The following is a 17435-nucleotide window of genomic DNA, read 5'->3' as shown; positions in this document are numbered from 1 at the left end:
AGGCGGTCCGGCCCCCTTCCCGACTGGAAGCTCGATCAGCCCGCCCTCAACATTTCTCGACGTTGGGCGGACACTTCTTGGGCTGGGCCGCCGGCGCGGCCGGCCTGGGGGGTGGCGCCGCCGGCCGCGGCGGAGGCGGCGGTGGCGGTGCCATCCTTGGCGGCGGAGGCGGCGGAGGCGCTGGCCTCGCCACCGGCGGTGGCGGAGGCGCTGGGCGGACGACCGGCGGCGGTGGCGCTGGCCTCGCGACGGGCGGTGGCGGAGGCGCCGGGCGGACGACCGGCGGCGGTGCCGGACGCGGCGGCGGCGCCGAAATCCGCGGCGGCGGTGGCGGCGGTGGCGCCGGCCGTGGCGGTGGCGGTGGCGGTGGCGCGGGCCTCGTGACGGGCGGTGGCGGCGGCGGCGGTGTAGCCGGCTTGACCTGCGGCGGCGGCGTCCGTACCGGCCGGTCGGCGGCGGGAGCCGGCTTCGGTCCCGGCGGTGGCGGCGGCGGCGTCACGTGCGGCAGGGCGGCCTGACCCGGTGGTTTCGGGCCGGGAGCCGGCGGGGTGCCGGCGGTGCCGGGAACCGGAAGCCCATTGGGCTTGGTCGTGGTGGTGACGGCCGGCGCGGCGGGCGCGGGCGTGCCGGTGGGCGTCACCGTCGCCTGCCCCGGCGGCTTGATGCCCGGAGCCGGCGGGGTGCCGGCGGTGCCGGGGACCGGAAGCCCATTGGGCTTGGTCGTGGTGGTGACGGCCGGCGCGGCGGGCGCGGGCGTGCCGGTGGGCGTCACCGTCGCCTGCCCCGGCGGCTTGATGCCCGGAGCCGGCGGCGTGCCGGCGGCGCCGGGGACCGGCAGACCATTGGGCTTGGTCGTGGTGGTGGCGGCCGGCGCGGCGGGCGCGGGCGTGCCGGTGGGCGTCACCGTCGCCTGCCCCGGCGGCTTGATGCCCGGAGCCGGCGGGGTGCCGACGGTGGAGGGCACCGGCAGACCATTGGGCTTGGTCGTGGTGGTGACGGCCGGCGCGGCGGGCGCGGGCGTGCCGGTGGGCGTCACCGTCGCCTGCCCCGGCGGCTTGATGCCCGGAGCCGGCGGGGTGCCGGCGGTGCCGGGAACCGGCAGACCATTGGGCTTGGTCGTGGTGGTGGCGGCCGGCGCGACGGGCGCGGGCGTGCCGGTGGGCGTCACCGTCGCCTGCCCCGGCGGCTTGATGCCCGGAGCCGGCGGGGTGCCGGCGGTGCCGGGCACCGGCAGCCCGTTAGGGCTGGTCGGTGTCGGGCCTGTCGGGCTTGGGCCCGTTTTACTTGGAGCGAGCGTCGTCGGCTGGGTGGTGGTGGTGGTGGTCACCGCCGGTGACGTCGCCGCCGGGGACGTCGTCCCCGGTGCGGGGCTCGCCGGCACCGCCGTCCTGATCGCGGCACTCGGCGGCGGCGGCAGCTTGCCCTGCTGGATCAGAGCGGCGCGCTGCTGCACGGCCTTCGGCAGTTGCGTCGCCGCAGCCCCGACAGCGGCGCCGGCCACAGCCGCGGCCGCGATCGGTGCCATCGACGTACCCGGCGCAGGGCCGGTTGCGGACGGCGCGGGCACGGCGGCGACCGGCGCCGGCGCCGGCGGCGGCTGATTGATCACGGTGTTGATCACCGTGGTGTTGTGGATGTTGTTGAAGATGATGTTGTCGGGCGGCGGCGCCACATAGGCCGGCGCCACGACATAATCCGGCATCGGCACGAAGACCGGCTGCGGCAGGATGAACAGCGCGACCGGCGCCGGCGGCGGCGGCAGCACCACGAAATCCGGCGGCGGCGGCGGCAGGAAGAACACCGGCGGCGGCGGCGGCGGCGCGAAGTCGAAATCCGGATCGCTGAACATCAGCACCGGGCGGTCCACATAGACGATCTCGTCCGGCGGCGGCGGCGGCACGTCATACTCGATCATCGCAAAGCTCGGCGGCGGCTCCGGCGGCGCGGTGAGGAAGGCGAGCCGGCGACGCGCGTCGGGGGCATGCGGTCCGCGCGGATAGCGTCGCAGATAGGACCAGTAGGCCTGGGGCGTGTCGGCGCTGTAGGTGCGCCGCCAGGTGATGGCTTCGCGCCTCGCGGCAGCGATCGCCCTCACCCGCCTCGCCAACGGATCCGAAGGATAGGCGGCGAGGAAATCCTCATAGCCCTGGAGGGTGTCGCGCTCGATCGCCGCGGTATAGGCCTCCTGCGCGCCGAGATCGCGCATCGGCCGATCGCGCATGGCGGCGACCTGGGCCGCTGAAGGCTGCGGCGGAGCGTCGGCGGCGCGGTCGAAGAACTGGAAACTGCCCTCGAGCTTATGGGCATCCCACGGCAGCAGCGAGCCCTTGGAACTCTCGCTGACGCGCAGCCGCACGCGATTGAACACGTCGGGCAGCGACAGACCGCCGGTGCGGATCATCTCGGCGAGCGCCTGGGCATAGGCGCCATAGGCGCCCTGCTCCGGCGGCGCCACGGTCCCCGGCGCGGCGTTGAAGGCGATCAGCATGCGCGGTTCGGGATCGACCAGCGCGAGGCCGCTGGCGATCTGGTTCTGGACGAAAGGCTGCTGCCGCGCCGCATCGAGCACCACGATGCCGCTCTTGAGAGGCAAGGCCGCGAGCTGGCGCATATAGTCCGACAGCCGCAGCGCCTCGACCGGAATGTCAGTGTCGCGGCTGATGCTGGAATCCACCGGCACGAAGTAATTCTCGCCGGCATACTGGACGCCGTAGCCGGAGAGATAGACCATCGCCACAGTGCCCGGCCCCGAGGCTTCCGCCTTCTGGATGAAGTCGCGGAAACTCTTGCGCAGGCTGTCGCCGTCGAGGTCGCGGGCGCCAGCGACGTCGAAGCCGGCGGCCTGCAGGGTCTGCGCGATCAGCCCGGCATCGTTGGCCGCCGTCGCCAGCGGCCCCTTGGCATAGGCGCCGTTGCCCACGACAAAGGCTATGCGCTTCTCCTGCTGCTGGGCCGCAGCCGGAACGGCGCCGATCGCCACGGCGGCGAGCACCGCGAGGAGGCTCAGGGGCAGGAACGACGGGATCGGGAGTCGCAGCATGGCACGTTTCTCTCGCGTTTGTTCTTTCGCGTTCGTTTTTCCCGGATTCGGCCGGGCCGACAGTGAGCCTGTCCGGAACTGAACGGGAGTTGAACGAAGCACGTGCGAGCCTCGCACCGCAAGGGCGCAGCGATGTCGGAACCCTGCATGATGCTAGTGTGGCGTCTCGCAATTGCCTACAGGGGCTTGCCGCGAAGGGCATAGGCAATTTCGAGACGCCACACTAGATCGTCTGGACGTCGACGACGCCGGTCACGGCCTTGAGCGCGCCGGCGATCTGGGGCGAGACCTTGAAGCGGCCGGGGAGCTTGAGCTCGACCTCGGTTTCGAGGTCGAGCATCATCACAAGCGTCACCTCGCCGTCGCCGCCGCGCGGCGCGATCGAGGGCGACGCCACGGCGCCGCGCGCCGGCTCCGGCGCAGCCAGCCGTCGCGCGATCGACTCCAGCGGCTTGCCGTCACGCACGAAGATCTTCAGCGCCATCGAGGTCTTGGCCGCGGCCTGGTCGAGCAATTCGACGTTATTGATGCGGGCTCGCACATCTTCGCCCTGCAGTTCGGCGCCGAGCTGCATCAGCACGGCAAGGCCGGGCTCGAGCATGTCGCGAAACTGCGCCAGCGCTTCCGAGAACAGCACCGCCTCGAAATGGCCGGTGGCGTCGGACAGGCCGATGATGCCCATCTTGTTGCCGGTCTTGGTGCGGCGCTCCATCCGCGACACCACCGTCGCCGCGACCTTGCCGGCGGTGCGGCCGTTCTTCACCGCATGGGAGAATTCCGCCCAGGACTGCACGTTGAGGCGCTTGAGAACGGTCTTGTAATCGTCCAGCGGATGGCCCGACAGGAAGAAGCCGACGGCGTCGTATTCGCGCTGCAGGCGTTCCGACGGCAGCCACGGATCGAGTGACGGCAGGATCACGGTGGGCGCATCGGCCTGGCCGCCGAACATGTCGTTCTGGCCGATGGTGGCCGCCTCGTGGCTGCGCTGACAGGCCGCGACGATGACGTCGGCGCCGGCGAAGACCCGGGCGCGGCTCGGCTCGAGTTCGTCGAAGGCGCCCGCCGCGGCGAGGCTTTCGACCACGCGCTTGTTGATCGCCTTCGGGCTGACGCGGCTGGCGAAGTCGGCGATCGAGGTGAACGGCTTGTCGCCGCGCGCCTCGACGATCTGCTGGACGGCCTGGGCGCCGACGCCCTTGAGCGCGGCAAGCGCATAGAAGATCTTGCCGTCGGCGACGTCGAAATTGACGCCGGAGCGGTTGATCGACGGCGGCTCGAGCTTGATGCCGAGGCGCTGCGCCTCGGCGCGGAATTCCGACAGCTTGTCGGTGTTGCTCATGTCGAGCGTCATCGAGGCGGCGATGAACTCGACGGGATAATGCGCCTTCATATAGGCGGTGTGATAGGACACCAGCGCATAGGCCGCGGCGTGACTCTTGTTGAAGCCGTAGTCGGCGAACTTCGCCAGCAGGTCGAAGATGGTGTCGGCCTGGGCCTGGGTGATGCCGCGCTCGAGGGCGCCGGAGACGAAGCGGACGCGCTGCTGGTCCATCTCGGCGCGGATCTTCTTGCCCATGGCGCGACGCAGCAGGTCGGCTTCGCCGAGCGAATAACCCGACAGCGCCTGGGCGATCTGCATCACCTGTTCCTGGTAGATGATGACGCCGAAGGTCTCCTTGAGGATCGGCTCCATCATCGGATGCAGGTATTCCGGCTCCTCGTCGCCGTGCTTGCGGGCGCAATAGGTCGGGATGTTGGCCATCGGGCCCGGGCGATACAGCGCCACCAGCGCGATGATGTCTTCGAAACGGTCGGGACGCATGTCGACGAGCGCGCGCCGCATGCCCTGACTTTCAACCTGGAACACGCCGACGACCTCGCCGCGCGCCAGCATCGAATAGCTGTCGGCGTCGTCGAGCGGCAGCTTGTTGAGTTCGACCTTGATGCTGCGCTGGGCGACGAGCTTGACCGCGACGTTGAGCGTCGTCAGCGTCTTCAGGCCGAGGAAGTCGAATTTGACAAGGCCGGCGGGCTCCACCCATTTCATGTTGAACTGGGTGACCGGCATATCCGACTTCGGATCGCGGTACATCGGCACGAGCTCGCTGAGCGGCCGGTCGCCGATGACGATGCCGGCGGCGTGGGTCGAGGCGTGACGGTTGAGGCCTTCGAGTTTCTGGGCGATGTCGAAGGCCTGGGCGACCACCGGATCTTCATCGCGGAAGGCCTGCAGCTTCGGCTCGCCGGCGATCGCAGCAGCCAGCGTCACCGGCGCCGCCGGGTTCTGCGGCACCAGCTTGGTGAGCTTGTCGACCTGGCCATAGGGCATCTGCAGCACGCGGCCGACGTCGCGCAGCACGCCGCGCGCCTGCAACGTACCGAAGGTGATGATCTGGGCGACCTGGTCGCGACCATAGCGATCCTGGACGTAATGGATCACCTCTTCGCGACGGTCCTGGCAGAAGTCGATGTCGAAGTCCGGCATCGACACGCGCTCGGGATTGAGGAAGCGCTCGAACAGCAGGCTGAAGCGGATCGGGTCGAGGTCGGTGATGGTCAGGGCATAGGCGACGAGCGAGCCGGCGCCGGAGCCGCGGCCCGGTCCGACCGGGATGTCCTGGGACTTCGCCCATTTGATGAAGTCCGACACGATCAGAAAGTAGCCCGCGTAGTTCATGCGGTTGATGATGTCGATTTCGAAGGCCAGCCGCGCGGCATAGGTCTCTTCGGTGGTGCCCGGGGCGGTGCCGTGATGGGCGAGACGCCGCGCCAGTCCCTCCTCGGCCTGGCGCTTGAGTTCGGCCGCCTCCTCCCGCTCCGCGTCGCCGCCACTCGACGCGCCGACGGTGAAGCGCGGCAGGATCGGCTTGCGGGTCAGCGGCCGGTAGGCGCAGCGTTCGGCAATCTCGACCGTCGAGGCCAGCGCCTCCGGCAGATCAGCGAACAGCACCGCCATTTCGGCGCGGGTCTTGAAGCGGTGGTCCGGGGTGAGCTGGACGCGATCGGTCTCGGCGATCAGGCGACCGCCGGCGATGCACAGCAGCGCGTCATGGGCCTCGAAATCGTCGGCCTTGGCGAAGTAAGGCTCGTTGGTGGCGACGAGCGGCAGGGACTTGGCATAGGCGAGATCGATCAGGGTGCCTTCGGCGCGCCGCTCCTTGTCGAGGCCGTGGCGCTGCAATTCGACGTAGAGCCGGTCGCCGAACAGCGCGGTGAGCCGATCGAGCCGTGTCGCCGCCAGTGCCGCCTGGTCGGCGGTGATCGCCATCGAGATCGGTCCGTCCGGTCCGCCGGTGAGCACGATCAGGCCATCGGTCTCGCCCTCGAGCCAGTCGAGCTTGATATGCGGTGTCTGATGGGTCGGCGTCTCGAGGAATGCCCGGGAATTCAGCCGCATCAGGCTGCGGTAGCCGGCCTCGCGAGCCGCGAGCAGCACCAGACGCTGGGGCGAAGCGGCCAGAATGCTGCGCGAGGTCGGCTCGACATCGCCGAAATCCACCGCCAGGGCGCAGCCGACAATCGGCTGGATCCCGGAGCCCGCCATCTTGTCGGAGAATTCCAACGCCCCGAACATGTTGTCGGTGTCGGTCAGCGCGAGCGCCGGCTGGTGATCGGCCTTGGCGAGGTCGGCGAGGCCGCCGATCTTGATCGCGCCCTGGAGCAGCGAATAGGCCGAATGGACGTGGAGATGGACGAAACCGGCGGAACTCATGGATGCGGGCAGCTCTCGGGACGAATACGAAATCAGGGCCGAAGGTCGGGATGCGAAACCGCCGGATTCGCGCCTTCGAGGCGGGATGTCGGCGACAGCACCGGCGGCGACTCAACGGCCTGATGGTGGGGTGCCGGTCAGCCTAAGTCCATCGGCGCTCGCCACGATCCCCGACACCCTTCGGAGCTGTCCTGCTTTTCCCCAGGGCGGACGATCCCAACACCGGAAAATTCCAATCGCGCCTATCCGGTTAACGCAGGCACCCACTACATATAGAGATGCCGGCGCCCGCACGATCACCGGAGCAAGGCGTCCAACTGACGGATCAACTCTCCGACCCGTCCCCCACCCGGCGGGGCGGGCGGATACCGCCTCAAAACGTCTCGCACCACGGGATGCGCCCGTACGCGCGATTGCATGATGTGCTCGACTCCAACGGTGGGATCGTCGCCGGTGGAGAGTTCGAAAGCTCGCGCAGCATACGCGGGCGAACCAAGGATGTGCTTGACCTGCGTAGCCTTGGCCAAGGGATGGAGAAACGCCGCGCCGGCTGCGGCGAGGGCCGCGCGTGCGGCGTCGCTCGCCGCGACCTGCCCTGCATCGCGCGCCTCCTGAGCCGCCCGCTGTGCAGCCCACGCGCTGTCACGTAACGCCTTCGTCCGCTCGCCTCCATCCGCAAACGACTGCGCAGTGTCTATTGCGGCGCGTGGGCGGGTATCGTCAGGGCGTTCGCGTTCGAAGATCGCCAATGCTGGCCGCGCGCAGACCACCGCATAGCGGGCGACTTCCCTGAGTTCGGACCGGGTGAGCTCGACCTTTGTGGAGTGATCCAACATGGCTTCATCCGACTTGCCGCCGCACCATCCGTGGATGGCTTATGTCTCGCAATTGCCTACGACAGACTGGCCGCAAAGGCAGCAGGCAATTGCGAGACGCCGACCTTTAAGGTCCCGCCCCCACCGCCTGTCCGGCCCGCTGGCTGTTCGGGCCGGAACCACCTTCAGAGGACATCCCTTCAGAGGATATTTGGCGCGCGGCGGGGGCGGAATCCGGATGGACGGCGACTGATGTCACAACGACCTGCAGGAGTTGCAGAATGCCCTACAGCTGCGGGATCACTTGAGCCCAGATCGCCACCATTCCGACGAACAGCACGATCGAGGCCAGCGCCGCGGCTTCTTCCACGAACAATCTCAACATCTTGGCTCTCCCTAGGCGAAGCTTTGGGCGAACGGAAACGCCCCATGACGAAGAAGAACGTATGAAGAACATTGTTCTGTTTTTGTTCTTAAGAGTCAAGCCGGGCGATCGTGGTCGAACAATCGTTCCAGGCGCCGTGGTTAATCGGCCGCGGCGCCCAGACCTGACGTCAGCCTTGACGCCGTTCCAGCGGAGCGGCTTGCTGCCGTCCGGGCTGGACCTTAAGTGCCGCGAGTCGGCGGGAGACAAAAACAATGCGACGGATGTTGTTGGCCGCGGTGGCGGCGACGGGTTTCGGCTGGGCGCTCGCGAGCCCTGCCCCGGCTGCGGCCGAGACGATCTTTCCGATCTGCCTGCACTGGAAGGGCGATCTGACCGACTGCCGCTACACTTCGATGGCCCAGTGCAATGCGTCAGCCTCGGGCCTCGGCGCCGACTGCCTCTACAACCCCGCTTACGCCGCCGTCGTCCGCGAGACTTACGACGAAGCTGCGCCGCCGCCACGGCGCAAGCGTATCCGCCGCCACGCCGAGTGAGAAAGCGCGACGGCCTCTGACGGAACCAGAGGATCAGTCGAGCTCGACGACGAGGCCGTTCTCGATCGAGACCCGACGGTCCATCCGGGCCGCGAGTTCCATGTTGTGGGTGGCGATCAGCATCGCCACCCGTGTCGCCCGCACCAGCTGCATCAGGGCGTGGAAGACATGATCGGCGGTGTGCGGGTCGAGATTGCCGGTCGGCTCGTCGGCCAGCAGCACCCGCGGCGCATTGGCCACCGCCCGGGCGATCGCCACCCGTTGCTGCTCGCCGCCGGAGAGTTCGGCCGGCCGATGACTGACGCGCTCACCAAGGCCGAGATAGGACAGGATCTCGTGCGAGCGCTGCACCGTCTCCCGCTTCTTCAGGCCGCGGATCATCTGCGGCAGCATGACGTTTTCGAGCGCGGTGAATTCCGGCAGCAGCCGGTGCGACTGATAGACGAAGCCGATGTCGGTGCGGCGGATCTGGGTCCGGTCGGTGTCGCTCAGCGTCGAGGTCGCGGTACCGCCGACATAGACCTCGCCGTCGTCGGGATGCTCGAGCAGCCCGGCGATGTGCAACAGGGTCGACTTGCCGGAGCCCGACGGCGCCACCAGCGCCACCGACTGCCCGGCCCACAGCGCCAGCCTGGCACCGTCGAGGATGGTCAGCGTCTCCTCGCCCTGGCGGTACTGCCGCCGGATCTCGTGGAGATAGACGACCGGAACTTCTTCTTCGCCCCCCTGGGTCATGAACAGTCCTATTCGTAGCGCAGCGCGTCGACGGGATCGAGGCGCGCCGCTCGCCATGACGGATACAGCGTCGCCAGGAAGGACAGCGTCAGCGCCATGATCACCACCGCCGCGGTCTCGGCCACATCGACTTCCGCCGGCAGCTTCGACAGGAAATAAAGCTCAGGCGAGAACAGTTCGGTGTTGGTCATCCAGGACAGGAATTGGCGGATCGATTCGATGTTCAGGCAGATCAGCAGGCCGACCAGGAAGCCGACCAGCGTGCCGACCACGCCGATCGCCGCGCCGGTGATGAGAAAGACCCGCATGATCGAGCCCTGGGTCGCGCCCATGGTGCGCAGGATGGCGATGTCGCTGCCCTTGTCCTTCACCAGCATGATCAGGCCGGAAATGATGTTCAGCGCCGCCACCAGCACGATCAAGGTGAGGATCAGGAACATCACGTTGCGCTCGACCTGGAGCGCGTTGAAGAAGGTGGCGTTGCGCTGGCGCCAGTCGACCAGGAAGATCGGCCGGCCCGCCGCCTCGGTGACCGACTTGCGGTAGACGTCGATACGGTCGGGATCGGCGGTATAGACCTCGATGGCGGTGACGTCGCCGCTGCGGTTGAAATAGGCCTGGGCCTCGGTGAGCGGCATGAAGACCACCGAGGAATCGTATTCGGACATGCCGATCTCGAACACCGCGGCGACCTTGTAGGGCTTGATGCGCGGCGTCGTCCCCATCGGCGTGATCGCGCCGCGCGGCGCCACCAGCGTCACGGTATCGCCGGCATGGATCGAGAGCTGGTCGGCGAGGCGGCGGCCGATCGCCACCCCCTGGCCGTCGTCAAAGCCCTCGATCGAGCCCTGCTTGATGTTCTTGGCGATGGAGGCGAGGCTGTTGAGGTCGGCGGCGCGGATGCCGCGCACCAGCACGCCCGCGGCGTTGAAGGGCGAGGATGCCAGCGCCTGGCCCTCGACGATCGGCGCCGCGAGGCGGATGCCGTCGACCGCGCTAATGCGCTCGGCCACATCCTTCCAGTCGGTCAGGGGCCGTTCCAGCGGCTGCACCAGGAGATGGCCGTTGAGGCCGAGAATCTTGTCGAGCAGTTCCTTGCGGAAGCCGTTCATCACCGCCATGACGATGATCAGGGTGGCGACGCCGAGCATGATGCCGAGGAACGAAAAGCCGGCGATCACCGATATGAAGCCCTCCTTGCGGCGGGCCCGCAGATAGCGGCTCGACAGCATCCACTCGAAGGGCGCGAAGGGGGCGGTTCGGATCGGCTCGCTCATCGTCTCATCCTGGTGGACCGACCCCGAAGTTCGCCCGATTGCGCAGCGTCCCCGCGGGCGAACCTCGGATTCGAAGGACACCAGTGGTCCGATTCCAACATTCGCTTTCCTTCCGGGCCGGCGTGGTCGCGGCGCTAGAATCGAACGACCACAAGCAACATCAATTATCTTGTGGCAATTGCGAGACGCCGCACTAGCATAGTTATGATTCTAGTGCGGTTTTTGATCTGACGCACGTACGATGAATTCGCTGCAATGCTGATACGAGCGTCAGATCCACCGCACTAGCCGAACCGGGCGAGCACGTCGTCCGGCGTCAGCAGTTCGCGCGCGCCATCCGAACGGCGCTTCAATTCCACCTTGCCGTCAGCGAGACTCTTGGGTCCGACCATCACCTGCCAGGGGATGCCGATGAGGTCGGCGGTGGCGAACTTGGCCCCCGGCCGCTCGTCGCGATCATCGTAGAGCACGTCGATGCCCTTGGCACACAGCCCGGCATAAAGCTTCGCGCAGGCGGCGTCGGTCTCGGAGCTGCCTTGCTTGAGGTTGAGCAGGGCGACCCGGAACGGCGCCACGGACTCGGGCCATTTGATGCCGGCGTCGTCATGGAAGGCCTCGATGAGGGCGCCGACCAGGCGCGAGACGCCGACGCCGTAGGAGCCGCCATGGATCGGCCGCTCGGTGCCGTCCGGCCCCATGACCGAGGCCTTCAGAGCCTCGGAATATTTCGTCCCGAAATAGAAGATCTGCCCAACCTCGATGCCGCGGGTATGGACCCGCTTCTCCGCCGGCACCTCGCGTTCGAAGCGCGCCGCATCGTGAACGTCCTCGGTCGCCGCGTAGAGATCGGTCCACTGCCGGATAATCGGGGTCAGATCGCCGTCGTAATCGACGCCCTCACCCGGCACCGGCAGTTCGAGCACGTCGCGATTGCAGTAGACGCCGGATTCGCCGGTCTCGGCCAGCACGATGAATTCGTGGGACAGGTCGCCGCCGATCGGACCGGTCTCGGCCTGCATCGGGATCGCCTGCAGCCCCATCCGGGCGAAGGTGCGAAGGTAGGCGACGAACATCTTGTTGTAGGACAGCCGCGCCGCGTCCTTATCGAGATCGAACGAATAGGCGTCCTTCATCAGGAATTCACGCCCGCGCATCACACCGAACCGCGGCCGCTGCTCGTCACGGAATTTCCACTGGATGTGGTAGAGATTGAGCGGCAGGCTCTTGTAGGACTTGATGTAGCTGCGGAAGATCTCGGTGATCATCTCCTCGTTGGTCGGACCAAAGAGGAGCTCGCGCTTGTGGCGGTCCTGGATGCGCAGCATCTCGGGGCCATAGGCGTCATAACGGCCGCTTTCTCGCCACAAATCGGCGAGCTGCAGGGTCGGCATCAGGAGCTCGATGGCGCCGGCCCTGTTCTGCTCCTCGCGGACGATCTGCTCGACCTTCTGGAGCACCCGCCACCCCAGCGGCAGCCAGGAATAGATACCGGCGGCCTGCTGGCGCAGCATGCCGGCGCGCAGCATCAGCCGATGCGACGCAATCTCCGCCTCTTTCGGCGTCTCCTTGAGGATGGGCAGAAAGAAACGCGACAGCCGCATGGGAAACACTCAGGGAATCGGGGTTGAAACGGGATTTTCCGCAGTCAAACCGGATCGGCAACCAAAACACAAGCGTTCGACGCCGTTTTCCGGTCCTTTCGCAAGGGTGTGAACCGAAACGGTCGTCTCCGGGTCTTTCCTGAACGGAAGCTGTCCGATCGGCGGGGCCGCCACGTGCCGCCCCGCCCTGCCCGCGATCAGAAGGTCACCCGGACATCAGCCACATAGGTGCGGCCGGGGAACGGATGAAACAGAGTGTATTTGGTGTCCCCGACATTATCGACGCCGAAATTGATGGTGGCGTTCTTGGTCAGGAGATACCGCGCCCGCAGGTCCACCACCGTGAAGCCGTCGAAGGCCATGTAGACGTGGGGCACCGTGTCGGTGTTGTCGAGCGTGCCATACTGCTTGCCGCTGTAGCGCACGGCGGCAGTGAAGGCCCAGGCCTCGGTCGGCCGCACCGTGATTCCGGCGGTGGCGCGCCACAACGGAATGTTCGGCACGCGCTTGCCCTCGGCGGCCGCGAAGGTCGGGTCGCGCACGATCTTCGCATCGGCATAGGTAACGCTGCCGAACACGTCGACGCCCTCGACGAGGTCGGTCTTCTCGCCGGCGAGCTCGAAGCCGCGGGTGCGCGTCGCATCGACATTGGAGACAATGCTGGCCGTGCCGCTGCCGACGACGGCGAGCTGCGAGATCAGCGCGTCACGGGCGTTCTCGTTGAACAGCGACAGCCGCAGCTTGCCGCCCGGCAGCCGCCGCTCGATCGCGATCTCTTCGCTGAGCACGTCCTCCGGGCGCAGGTTGGGGTTGGGGATGACCGGCACGCCGTTGACCGTCGTCGCCTGGTAGAGTTCGGCGACGGTCGGAAACCGCGAGGCCTGGCCGATCGACGCGGTCAACAGCCACAGCGCCGACGGCTCGAAGGCGAGCTGCGCCTTGGGCGAGAATTTGGTGGCGCCGAGTTCGGGCTGCGCGGTCGCCGCCGTGCCGGTGATCGCCCCGGTCGACGCGTTGGTCGAGGTCAGGAGATTGTAGCCGTCATAGGCGCGCCAGTCCTCGAGCCGGCCGCCCAGCGTCAGCTTGAGCAGCGGGGCGAAACGCCAGGCGTCCTGGGCCCACAGCGCCAGGGTGCGGGTCGAGCCGCGGCTGTTGCTGTAGAGTTCGCCGGTCGCGTCCGGGCCGCCGCTCCAGGTCGCGGTCTTGTAGACCGGATTTTCCAGATGATAGCGGTCGGCATGGACGCCGAAGCTGACCTCGTGGGCGTCGTTCGGCCGCCAGATGCCCTTGGCATCGCCATTGGTCCAGTTGGTGCCGTCGAGCCGGGTGATCTTGCCGTAGCTGGTGAAGGCGGCGCCGGTCGACAATACGCTGAACGGGTTGCGCTGGATGTCCTCCAGATAATCGTAGCGCGACACCGCGACGTCGAAATCGAAGGTGCCTTTGGTGTCGGACTTCACCGACAGCGCGTTGGCGAGGTGCTTTTCGTGGAGCGTGTAGTACGAGCTGGCGAAACCGGAATTGCCGCCATAGGTGACGTTGCCGGACGCGTCGCGCAGATAGGACTGCACGTCGGACGTAGCGTCGTTGGACCAGTAGCCGAGGGTATAGACCGCCTGCACCCACGGGGTGATGTCATAGGCGAACTTGCCCTTCGCATTGGCCATTTCGGTGTGGAGGAGACCGCCGGCGCCGAGCACCGGAGCGATGGTGCCGGTGCGGCTGAGCGCCGGGACGGCCCCGCTGGTGCCGGTCGGGATGCCGCTGGGATTGGCCTTGGTCGGCGAGCCGGTGATCCAGCTCAGCGGCTGGCTGTAGCTGTTCTGGAAGTTGGCCGAGAGGAAATAGGAGAAGCGGTCGACCTTGTCGCCGAGCGAGACGCTGGTCTGATCGGTGCGATAGGTGTCCTTGGTCTTGTAGTAGCCGAAGGTCTGGAACGCCTCGGTCTGCTTGACGCTCCATTCCAGCTTCTCCGGCATGCGCGTTGCGATCAGCAGCACGCCGCCGACCGAATTGCCGGGATAGGCCGCCGAGAATGGTCCATAGAGGAAGTCGACCCGCTTGATCTCCTCGGGCGCCACCAGGCCCCAGCGCGGCGCGCCCAGGGTGTTGTTGTTGGCAATCAGGGCCGAGAGCAGGATATCGTCGGCATAGACGAGGCTGCGCGCGCTCCAGCCGACACCATTGGTGCGGGTGGCCAGCGTCGGCTGGGTGTCGCCGTAGTTGCGTTTGCGCACGAACAGGCTCGGCATGTATTTCACCGCATCCTCGGTATCGACGAGGTTGATGCGATTGGCGATCTGGGCCGCGGAGATCCCCTCCGCCGTCTGGGGGAGCTGGAACGTCTGCTTCAGCGGCGTCGTCGCGACACCGACCCGCGCGGTGGCCGTGGCGACCTCCGATCCGCGGCGCGGCGCGGTTGCCGCCGCCGGACGGGGCCGGCTCTGTGCGGCGCGACGCTCCTGCGGCCGCGCCGCGGGCCTTGGCCGCGGCGGATCGACGACGACGGCTGGCAGCTGATCGCTGCCGGACGAGGAAACTGCAGACGGGGACTGGGCTTGCGCGGCGGGACTGGCGACAAGCATGACGGGCACGGCAAGCCAAAGCCTGCGCGCCGCGGACGCGGACAGCATAACGAACTCCGGAAAAGGTCTTCAGATCGACGAAGGCGAGAGATGCGCGGGGCGCGCGGTCGTCAGATCTCGGCCGGAGGGCCACGTGGGGCGAAAGGCCGGAAACGCGAGAATTGCCGCAGCCGCAAGTCGAAGGCGGCCTGACGCGGCGCCGTGACGACAACGCGTTCGGCCGGCATCGGCTGAGGGGGCGGCAAGATCGCGGCGGCGAGCGCAGGCAGGCAAAGCTTGCAGTGGAGCGCCGCCTTCTTGGCCGGTCCGTTGGCATCGGCGGCGATGCCCTCGCCGCCCACCGAATGGCTGCAGATCTCGTAATCGGAGGCGTAGGCGGCAGCCGGAATGGCCGCCAGGAGGAAGCCGGCGATCAGGGCATTGAACACGAAGGCATGCACCGCAGCGAAGGCGGCCAGCATCCCCAGCTGGCGCAATGATCTCCTGTTCGGCACCTCGATACTCCCCCTGGCCGCTCCTAACACGAGCGCAGGGGTAACGATAGAGTACCAGTTGAGCTCGGCGGCTAGTGTCCTGTCTCCAACGTTCGTATTCCATTGCAGCAGGCGCTGATACGAACGTTGGAAACAAGGGGACACGAGCAGCGTTATGAGGGGCGCAGTGCATTTGCTACCCTCCTGATGATCAGCGCAGTGCCTCCCTAATCGAGGTCCATAGCAACTCGGCGCAGCCGAGTTGCGTCCTTCTTAAATATCGCAAGTCGGATAAATCCGACTTGCGATGACAAGCCCGGTGACGACGAAGTGGGAGTCGAAGCGCCTCCTGAAGACCGCCGGCGTGGCGCGCTCTTAGGATCTGCTTTGGCAAGCTGTTGAAATCAGAATCTCTTTTCGATGCGTGAATTCGATAGATCATTACCGGGAAGAGGCAATTACGAGACGCCGCACCAGGCACTCGCCCGACCTGATGAAGGATGAGGCAGGCGATCGGGCCACCAGGCTGGCATAGCGCCCGACTTTCCCGGCCTAACGACCGTGGGTAATGACCTTTTAATCGCCGCTGCTATTTTAGCCATTTGTTGCCGAAAAGAGTGACAAACTCAAAAGGATCGGCTAGCGTGAAAACTCAGGCTGACGCATTGACCTGATTGGTGGCGCCAAGTCTGGTGGTCCAAGTCTCGGGAGGAGCCCTGACGCGCTAAAACAGCGTCTCCCCAAGCCAAGAACGACCCGGTCGCAATCAATATTTGGGGACAATAGGGTTGGTACAACATTAAAGCAGGGCCCGGCCCTGCTTTTTCTTTTTCTCGCTTGAAATGATGACGACATGATGTCGGCGACCAGCGCAGGGCGCGCGACGCGCTGATCGTACGCGACGCGGATGGCCAGAACATTTTCGAGCGAAGCGGGCACCGCTGCGCGTGAACGGACACCAGCATCGTTATGATTCTAGTGCGGTTTTGGATCTGACGCGGGTAAGAAGAACTCGCTGCAATGCTGAAGCGAGTGTCAGATCCACCACACTAGTGTGGCGTCTCGCAATTGCCTATGCCCTTTGCGGCAAGTCCCTGTAGGCAATTGCGAGACATAAGCCACACTAGCACTTTGATTTTGCTAGTGTCCCTATGTCTCCGAATTACCGTGCGAGCGTGAGGCAAACGTAGCGGTAATTCGGAGACGGGACACTAGTGTGGCGTCTCGCAATTGCCTATGCCCTTTGCGGCAAGTCCCTGTAGGCAATTGCGAGACATAAGCCACACTAGCACTTTGATTTTGCTAGTGTCCCTATGTCTCCGAATTACCGTGCGAGCGTGAGGCAAACGTAGCGGTAATTCGGAGACGGGACACTAGTGTGGCGTCTCGCAATTGCCTATGCCCTTCGCGGCAAGCCCCTGTAGGCAATTGCGAGACATAAGCCGCACTAGCTTTTTGATTTTGCTAGTGTCCTGATGTCTCCGAATGACCGTGCGAGGGTGAGGCAAATGAAGCGGTAATTCGGAGACAGGACACTAGCTAGAATGGAATGCCCATCAGGCGGTTGAGCCGGTCGATGCCGAGATAGCCGGCCTGATACGCCCACGCCGCCACCGCGAAGATCGCGGCCGAGACCAGCGTCGTCACCACCAGATTGCGGGCCATGCGCGGCAGTGCCGGCGCGCCGGGGTCGGCGCCGACGACCTGTTCGCTCTCTTCGGGCTGACGCCGAGCGCCGAACGGCAGCACCGCGAACAGCACCACCCACCACAGCACGAAATAGATCGCGATCGCCGAGGAAATCGACATGGCGTCAGGTCTGCTCGATTTCGACCAGCGCCCCGGAGAAATCCTTGGGGTGGAAGAACAGCACCGGCTTGCCATGGGCGCCGACCTTGGGCGTGGCGTCGCCGATCACCCGCGCGCCCTCCCCGATCAGCTGGTCGCGCGCCGCGACGATGTCCGGGACCTCGTAACACAGATGATGGATGCCGCCGTCGGGATTGCGCTCGACGAACTTGGCGATCGGCGAGGCTTCGCCAAAGGGTTCGATGAACTCGATCTTGGTGTTGGGCAACGTCGCGAACACGGTCACAACCCCATGCTCCGGCAGCGGCACCGCGTCGGAAATCTCGGCGCCGAACGCGGCACCATAGATCTTCGCGGCGCTCCTCGCGTCGCGCACCGCGATCGCCACATGATTGAGCCGGCCCAGCATGGTTCGTCTCCGCCTTATCTTGTTGCGCGGCGCCGCCGCAGCGGCCTCACGCCGTCCT

11 protein-coding genes are annotated in these 17435 nt (G+C 66.4%); 1 reads left to right on the top strand and 10 read right to left on the bottom strand.

Translation table 11 applies throughout. The features are described 5' to 3' along the window. Positions 1–46 precede the first annotated feature (46 nt). The 3 genes from DB459_RS20705 to DB459_RS20695 form a co-directional block, all read right to left on the bottom strand. On the bottom strand, positions 47–3040 hold the full coding sequence (locus tag DB459_RS20705) for a caspase domain-containing protein (RefSeq protein WP_253707249.1): 2994 nt from the start codon (positions 3038–3040) through the stop codon (positions 47–49). A 223-nt stretch (positions 3041–3263) separates the two neighbouring features. Beyond that, positions 3264–6752, bottom strand: coding sequence for a DNA polymerase III subunit alpha (dnaE, locus tag DB459_RS20700; RefSeq protein WP_253707247.1), 3489 nt, complete (start codon positions 6750–6752; stop codon positions 3264–3266). Positions 6753–7048: 296 nt separating this feature from the next. After that, positions 7049–7588, bottom strand: coding sequence for a putative immunity protein (locus tag DB459_RS20695; protein ID WP_253707245.1), 540 nt, complete (start codon positions 7586–7588; stop codon positions 7049–7051). A gap of 618 nt (positions 7589–8206) precedes the next feature. Between DB459_RS20695 and DB459_RS20690 the strand changes: the two genes are divergently transcribed. Further along, complete coding sequence (locus DB459_RS20690) at positions 8207–8488, top strand: DUF3551 domain-containing protein (RefSeq protein ID WP_253707243.1); 282 nt, start codon at positions 8207–8209, stop codon at positions 8486–8488. Positions 8489–8521: 33 nt separating this feature from the next. On the opposite strand, the gene DB459_RS20685 is transcribed toward DB459_RS20690, so the two are convergent. The 7 genes from DB459_RS20685 to mce form a co-directional block, all read right to left on the bottom strand. Further along, complete coding sequence (locus tag DB459_RS20685) at positions 8522–9223, bottom strand: ABC transporter ATP-binding protein (protein WP_253707241.1); 702 nt, start codon at positions 9221–9223, stop codon at positions 8522–8524. Positions 9224–9231: 8 nt separating this feature from the next. Next, positions 9232–10500: a lipoprotein-releasing ABC transporter permease subunit gene (locus DB459_RS20680; protein WP_253707233.1), complete on the bottom strand. Its 1269-nt coding sequence runs from the start codon at positions 10498–10500 to the stop codon at positions 9232–9234. A gap of 284 nt (positions 10501–10784) precedes the next feature. Then, entirely contained in the window at positions 10785–12101 is a 1317-nt protein-coding gene (gene proS / locus DB459_RS20675) for a proline--tRNA ligase (RefSeq protein ID WP_253707231.1), read from the bottom strand. Between the two features lie 197 nt (positions 12102–12298). After that, entirely contained in the window at positions 12299–14734 is a 2436-nt protein-coding gene (locus tag DB459_RS20670; RefSeq protein WP_253707229.1) for a TonB-dependent receptor, read from the bottom strand. Positions 14735–14796: 62 nt separating this feature from the next. Beyond that, positions 14797–15162, bottom strand: a complete 366-nt coding sequence (locus DB459_RS20665) for a DUF2946 family protein (RefSeq protein ID WP_253707227.1) — start codon at positions 15160–15162, stop codon at positions 14797–14799. A 1536-nt stretch (positions 15163–16698) separates the two neighbouring features. Next, positions 16699–16968 carry a DUF1467 family protein gene (locus DB459_RS20660; protein WP_253707225.1) on the bottom strand — a complete coding sequence of 90 codons (270 nt, stop codon included), beginning with the start codon at positions 16966–16968 and terminating at the stop codon, positions 16699–16701. A 4-nt stretch (positions 16969–16972) separates the two neighbouring features. Further along, positions 16973–17377 carry a methylmalonyl-CoA epimerase gene (mce, locus tag DB459_RS20655; RefSeq protein WP_253707223.1) on the bottom strand — a complete coding sequence of 135 codons (405 nt, stop codon included), beginning with the start codon at positions 17375–17377 and terminating at the stop codon, positions 16973–16975. Between the last annotated feature and the right edge of the window lie 58 nt (positions 17378–17435).

Origin of the sequence: Bradyrhizobium sp. WD16 (assembly GCF_024181725.1) — a bacterium.
Lineage (GTDB): Bacteria > Pseudomonadota > Alphaproteobacteria > Rhizobiales > Xanthobacteraceae > Bradyrhizobium_A.
The sequence above is the reverse complement of the archived record's forward strand: the minus strand, read 5'-3'. Positions and strand labels throughout refer to the sequence as shown.

Bases quoted from the DNA above. Each gene is read 5' to 3' on its own strand.
- DB459_RS20705 (WP_253707249.1), bottom strand. From the start codon at position 3,040: ATGCTGCGACTCCCGATCCCGTCGTTCCTGCCCCTGAGCCTCCTCGCG.
- DB459_RS20695 (WP_253707245.1), bottom strand. From the start codon at position 7,588: ATGTTGGATCACTCCACAAAGGTCGAGCTCACCCGGTCCGAACTCAGG.
- mce (WP_253707223.1), bottom strand. From the start codon at position 17,377: ATGCTGGGCCGGCTCAATCATGTGGCGATCGCGGTGCGCGACGCGAGG.
- DB459_RS20690 (WP_253707243.1), top strand. From the start codon at position 8,207: ATGCGACGGATGTTGTTGGCCGCGGTGGCGGCGACGGGTTTCGGCTGG.
- DB459_RS20670 (WP_253707229.1), bottom strand. From the start codon at position 14,734: ATGCTGTCCGCGTCCGCGGCGCGCAGGCTTTGGCTTGCCGTGCCCGTC.
- dnaE (WP_253707247.1), bottom strand. From the start codon at position 6,752: ATGAGTTCCGCCGGTTTCGTCCATCTCCACGTCCATTCGGCCTATTCG.
- DB459_RS20685 (WP_253707241.1), bottom strand. From the start codon at position 9,223: ATGACCCAGGGGGGCGAAGAAGAAGTTCCGGTCGTCTATCTCCACGAG.
- DB459_RS20680 (WP_253707233.1), bottom strand. From the start codon at position 10,500: ATGAGCGAGCCGATCCGAACCGCCCCCTTCGCGCCCTTCGAGTGGATG.
- proS (WP_253707231.1), bottom strand. From the start codon at position 12,101: ATGCGGCTGTCGCGTTTCTTTCTGCCCATCCTCAAGGAGACGCCGAAA.
- DB459_RS20660 (WP_253707225.1), bottom strand. From the start codon at position 16,968: ATGTCGATTTCCTCGGCGATCGCGATCTATTTCGTGCTGTGGTGGGTG.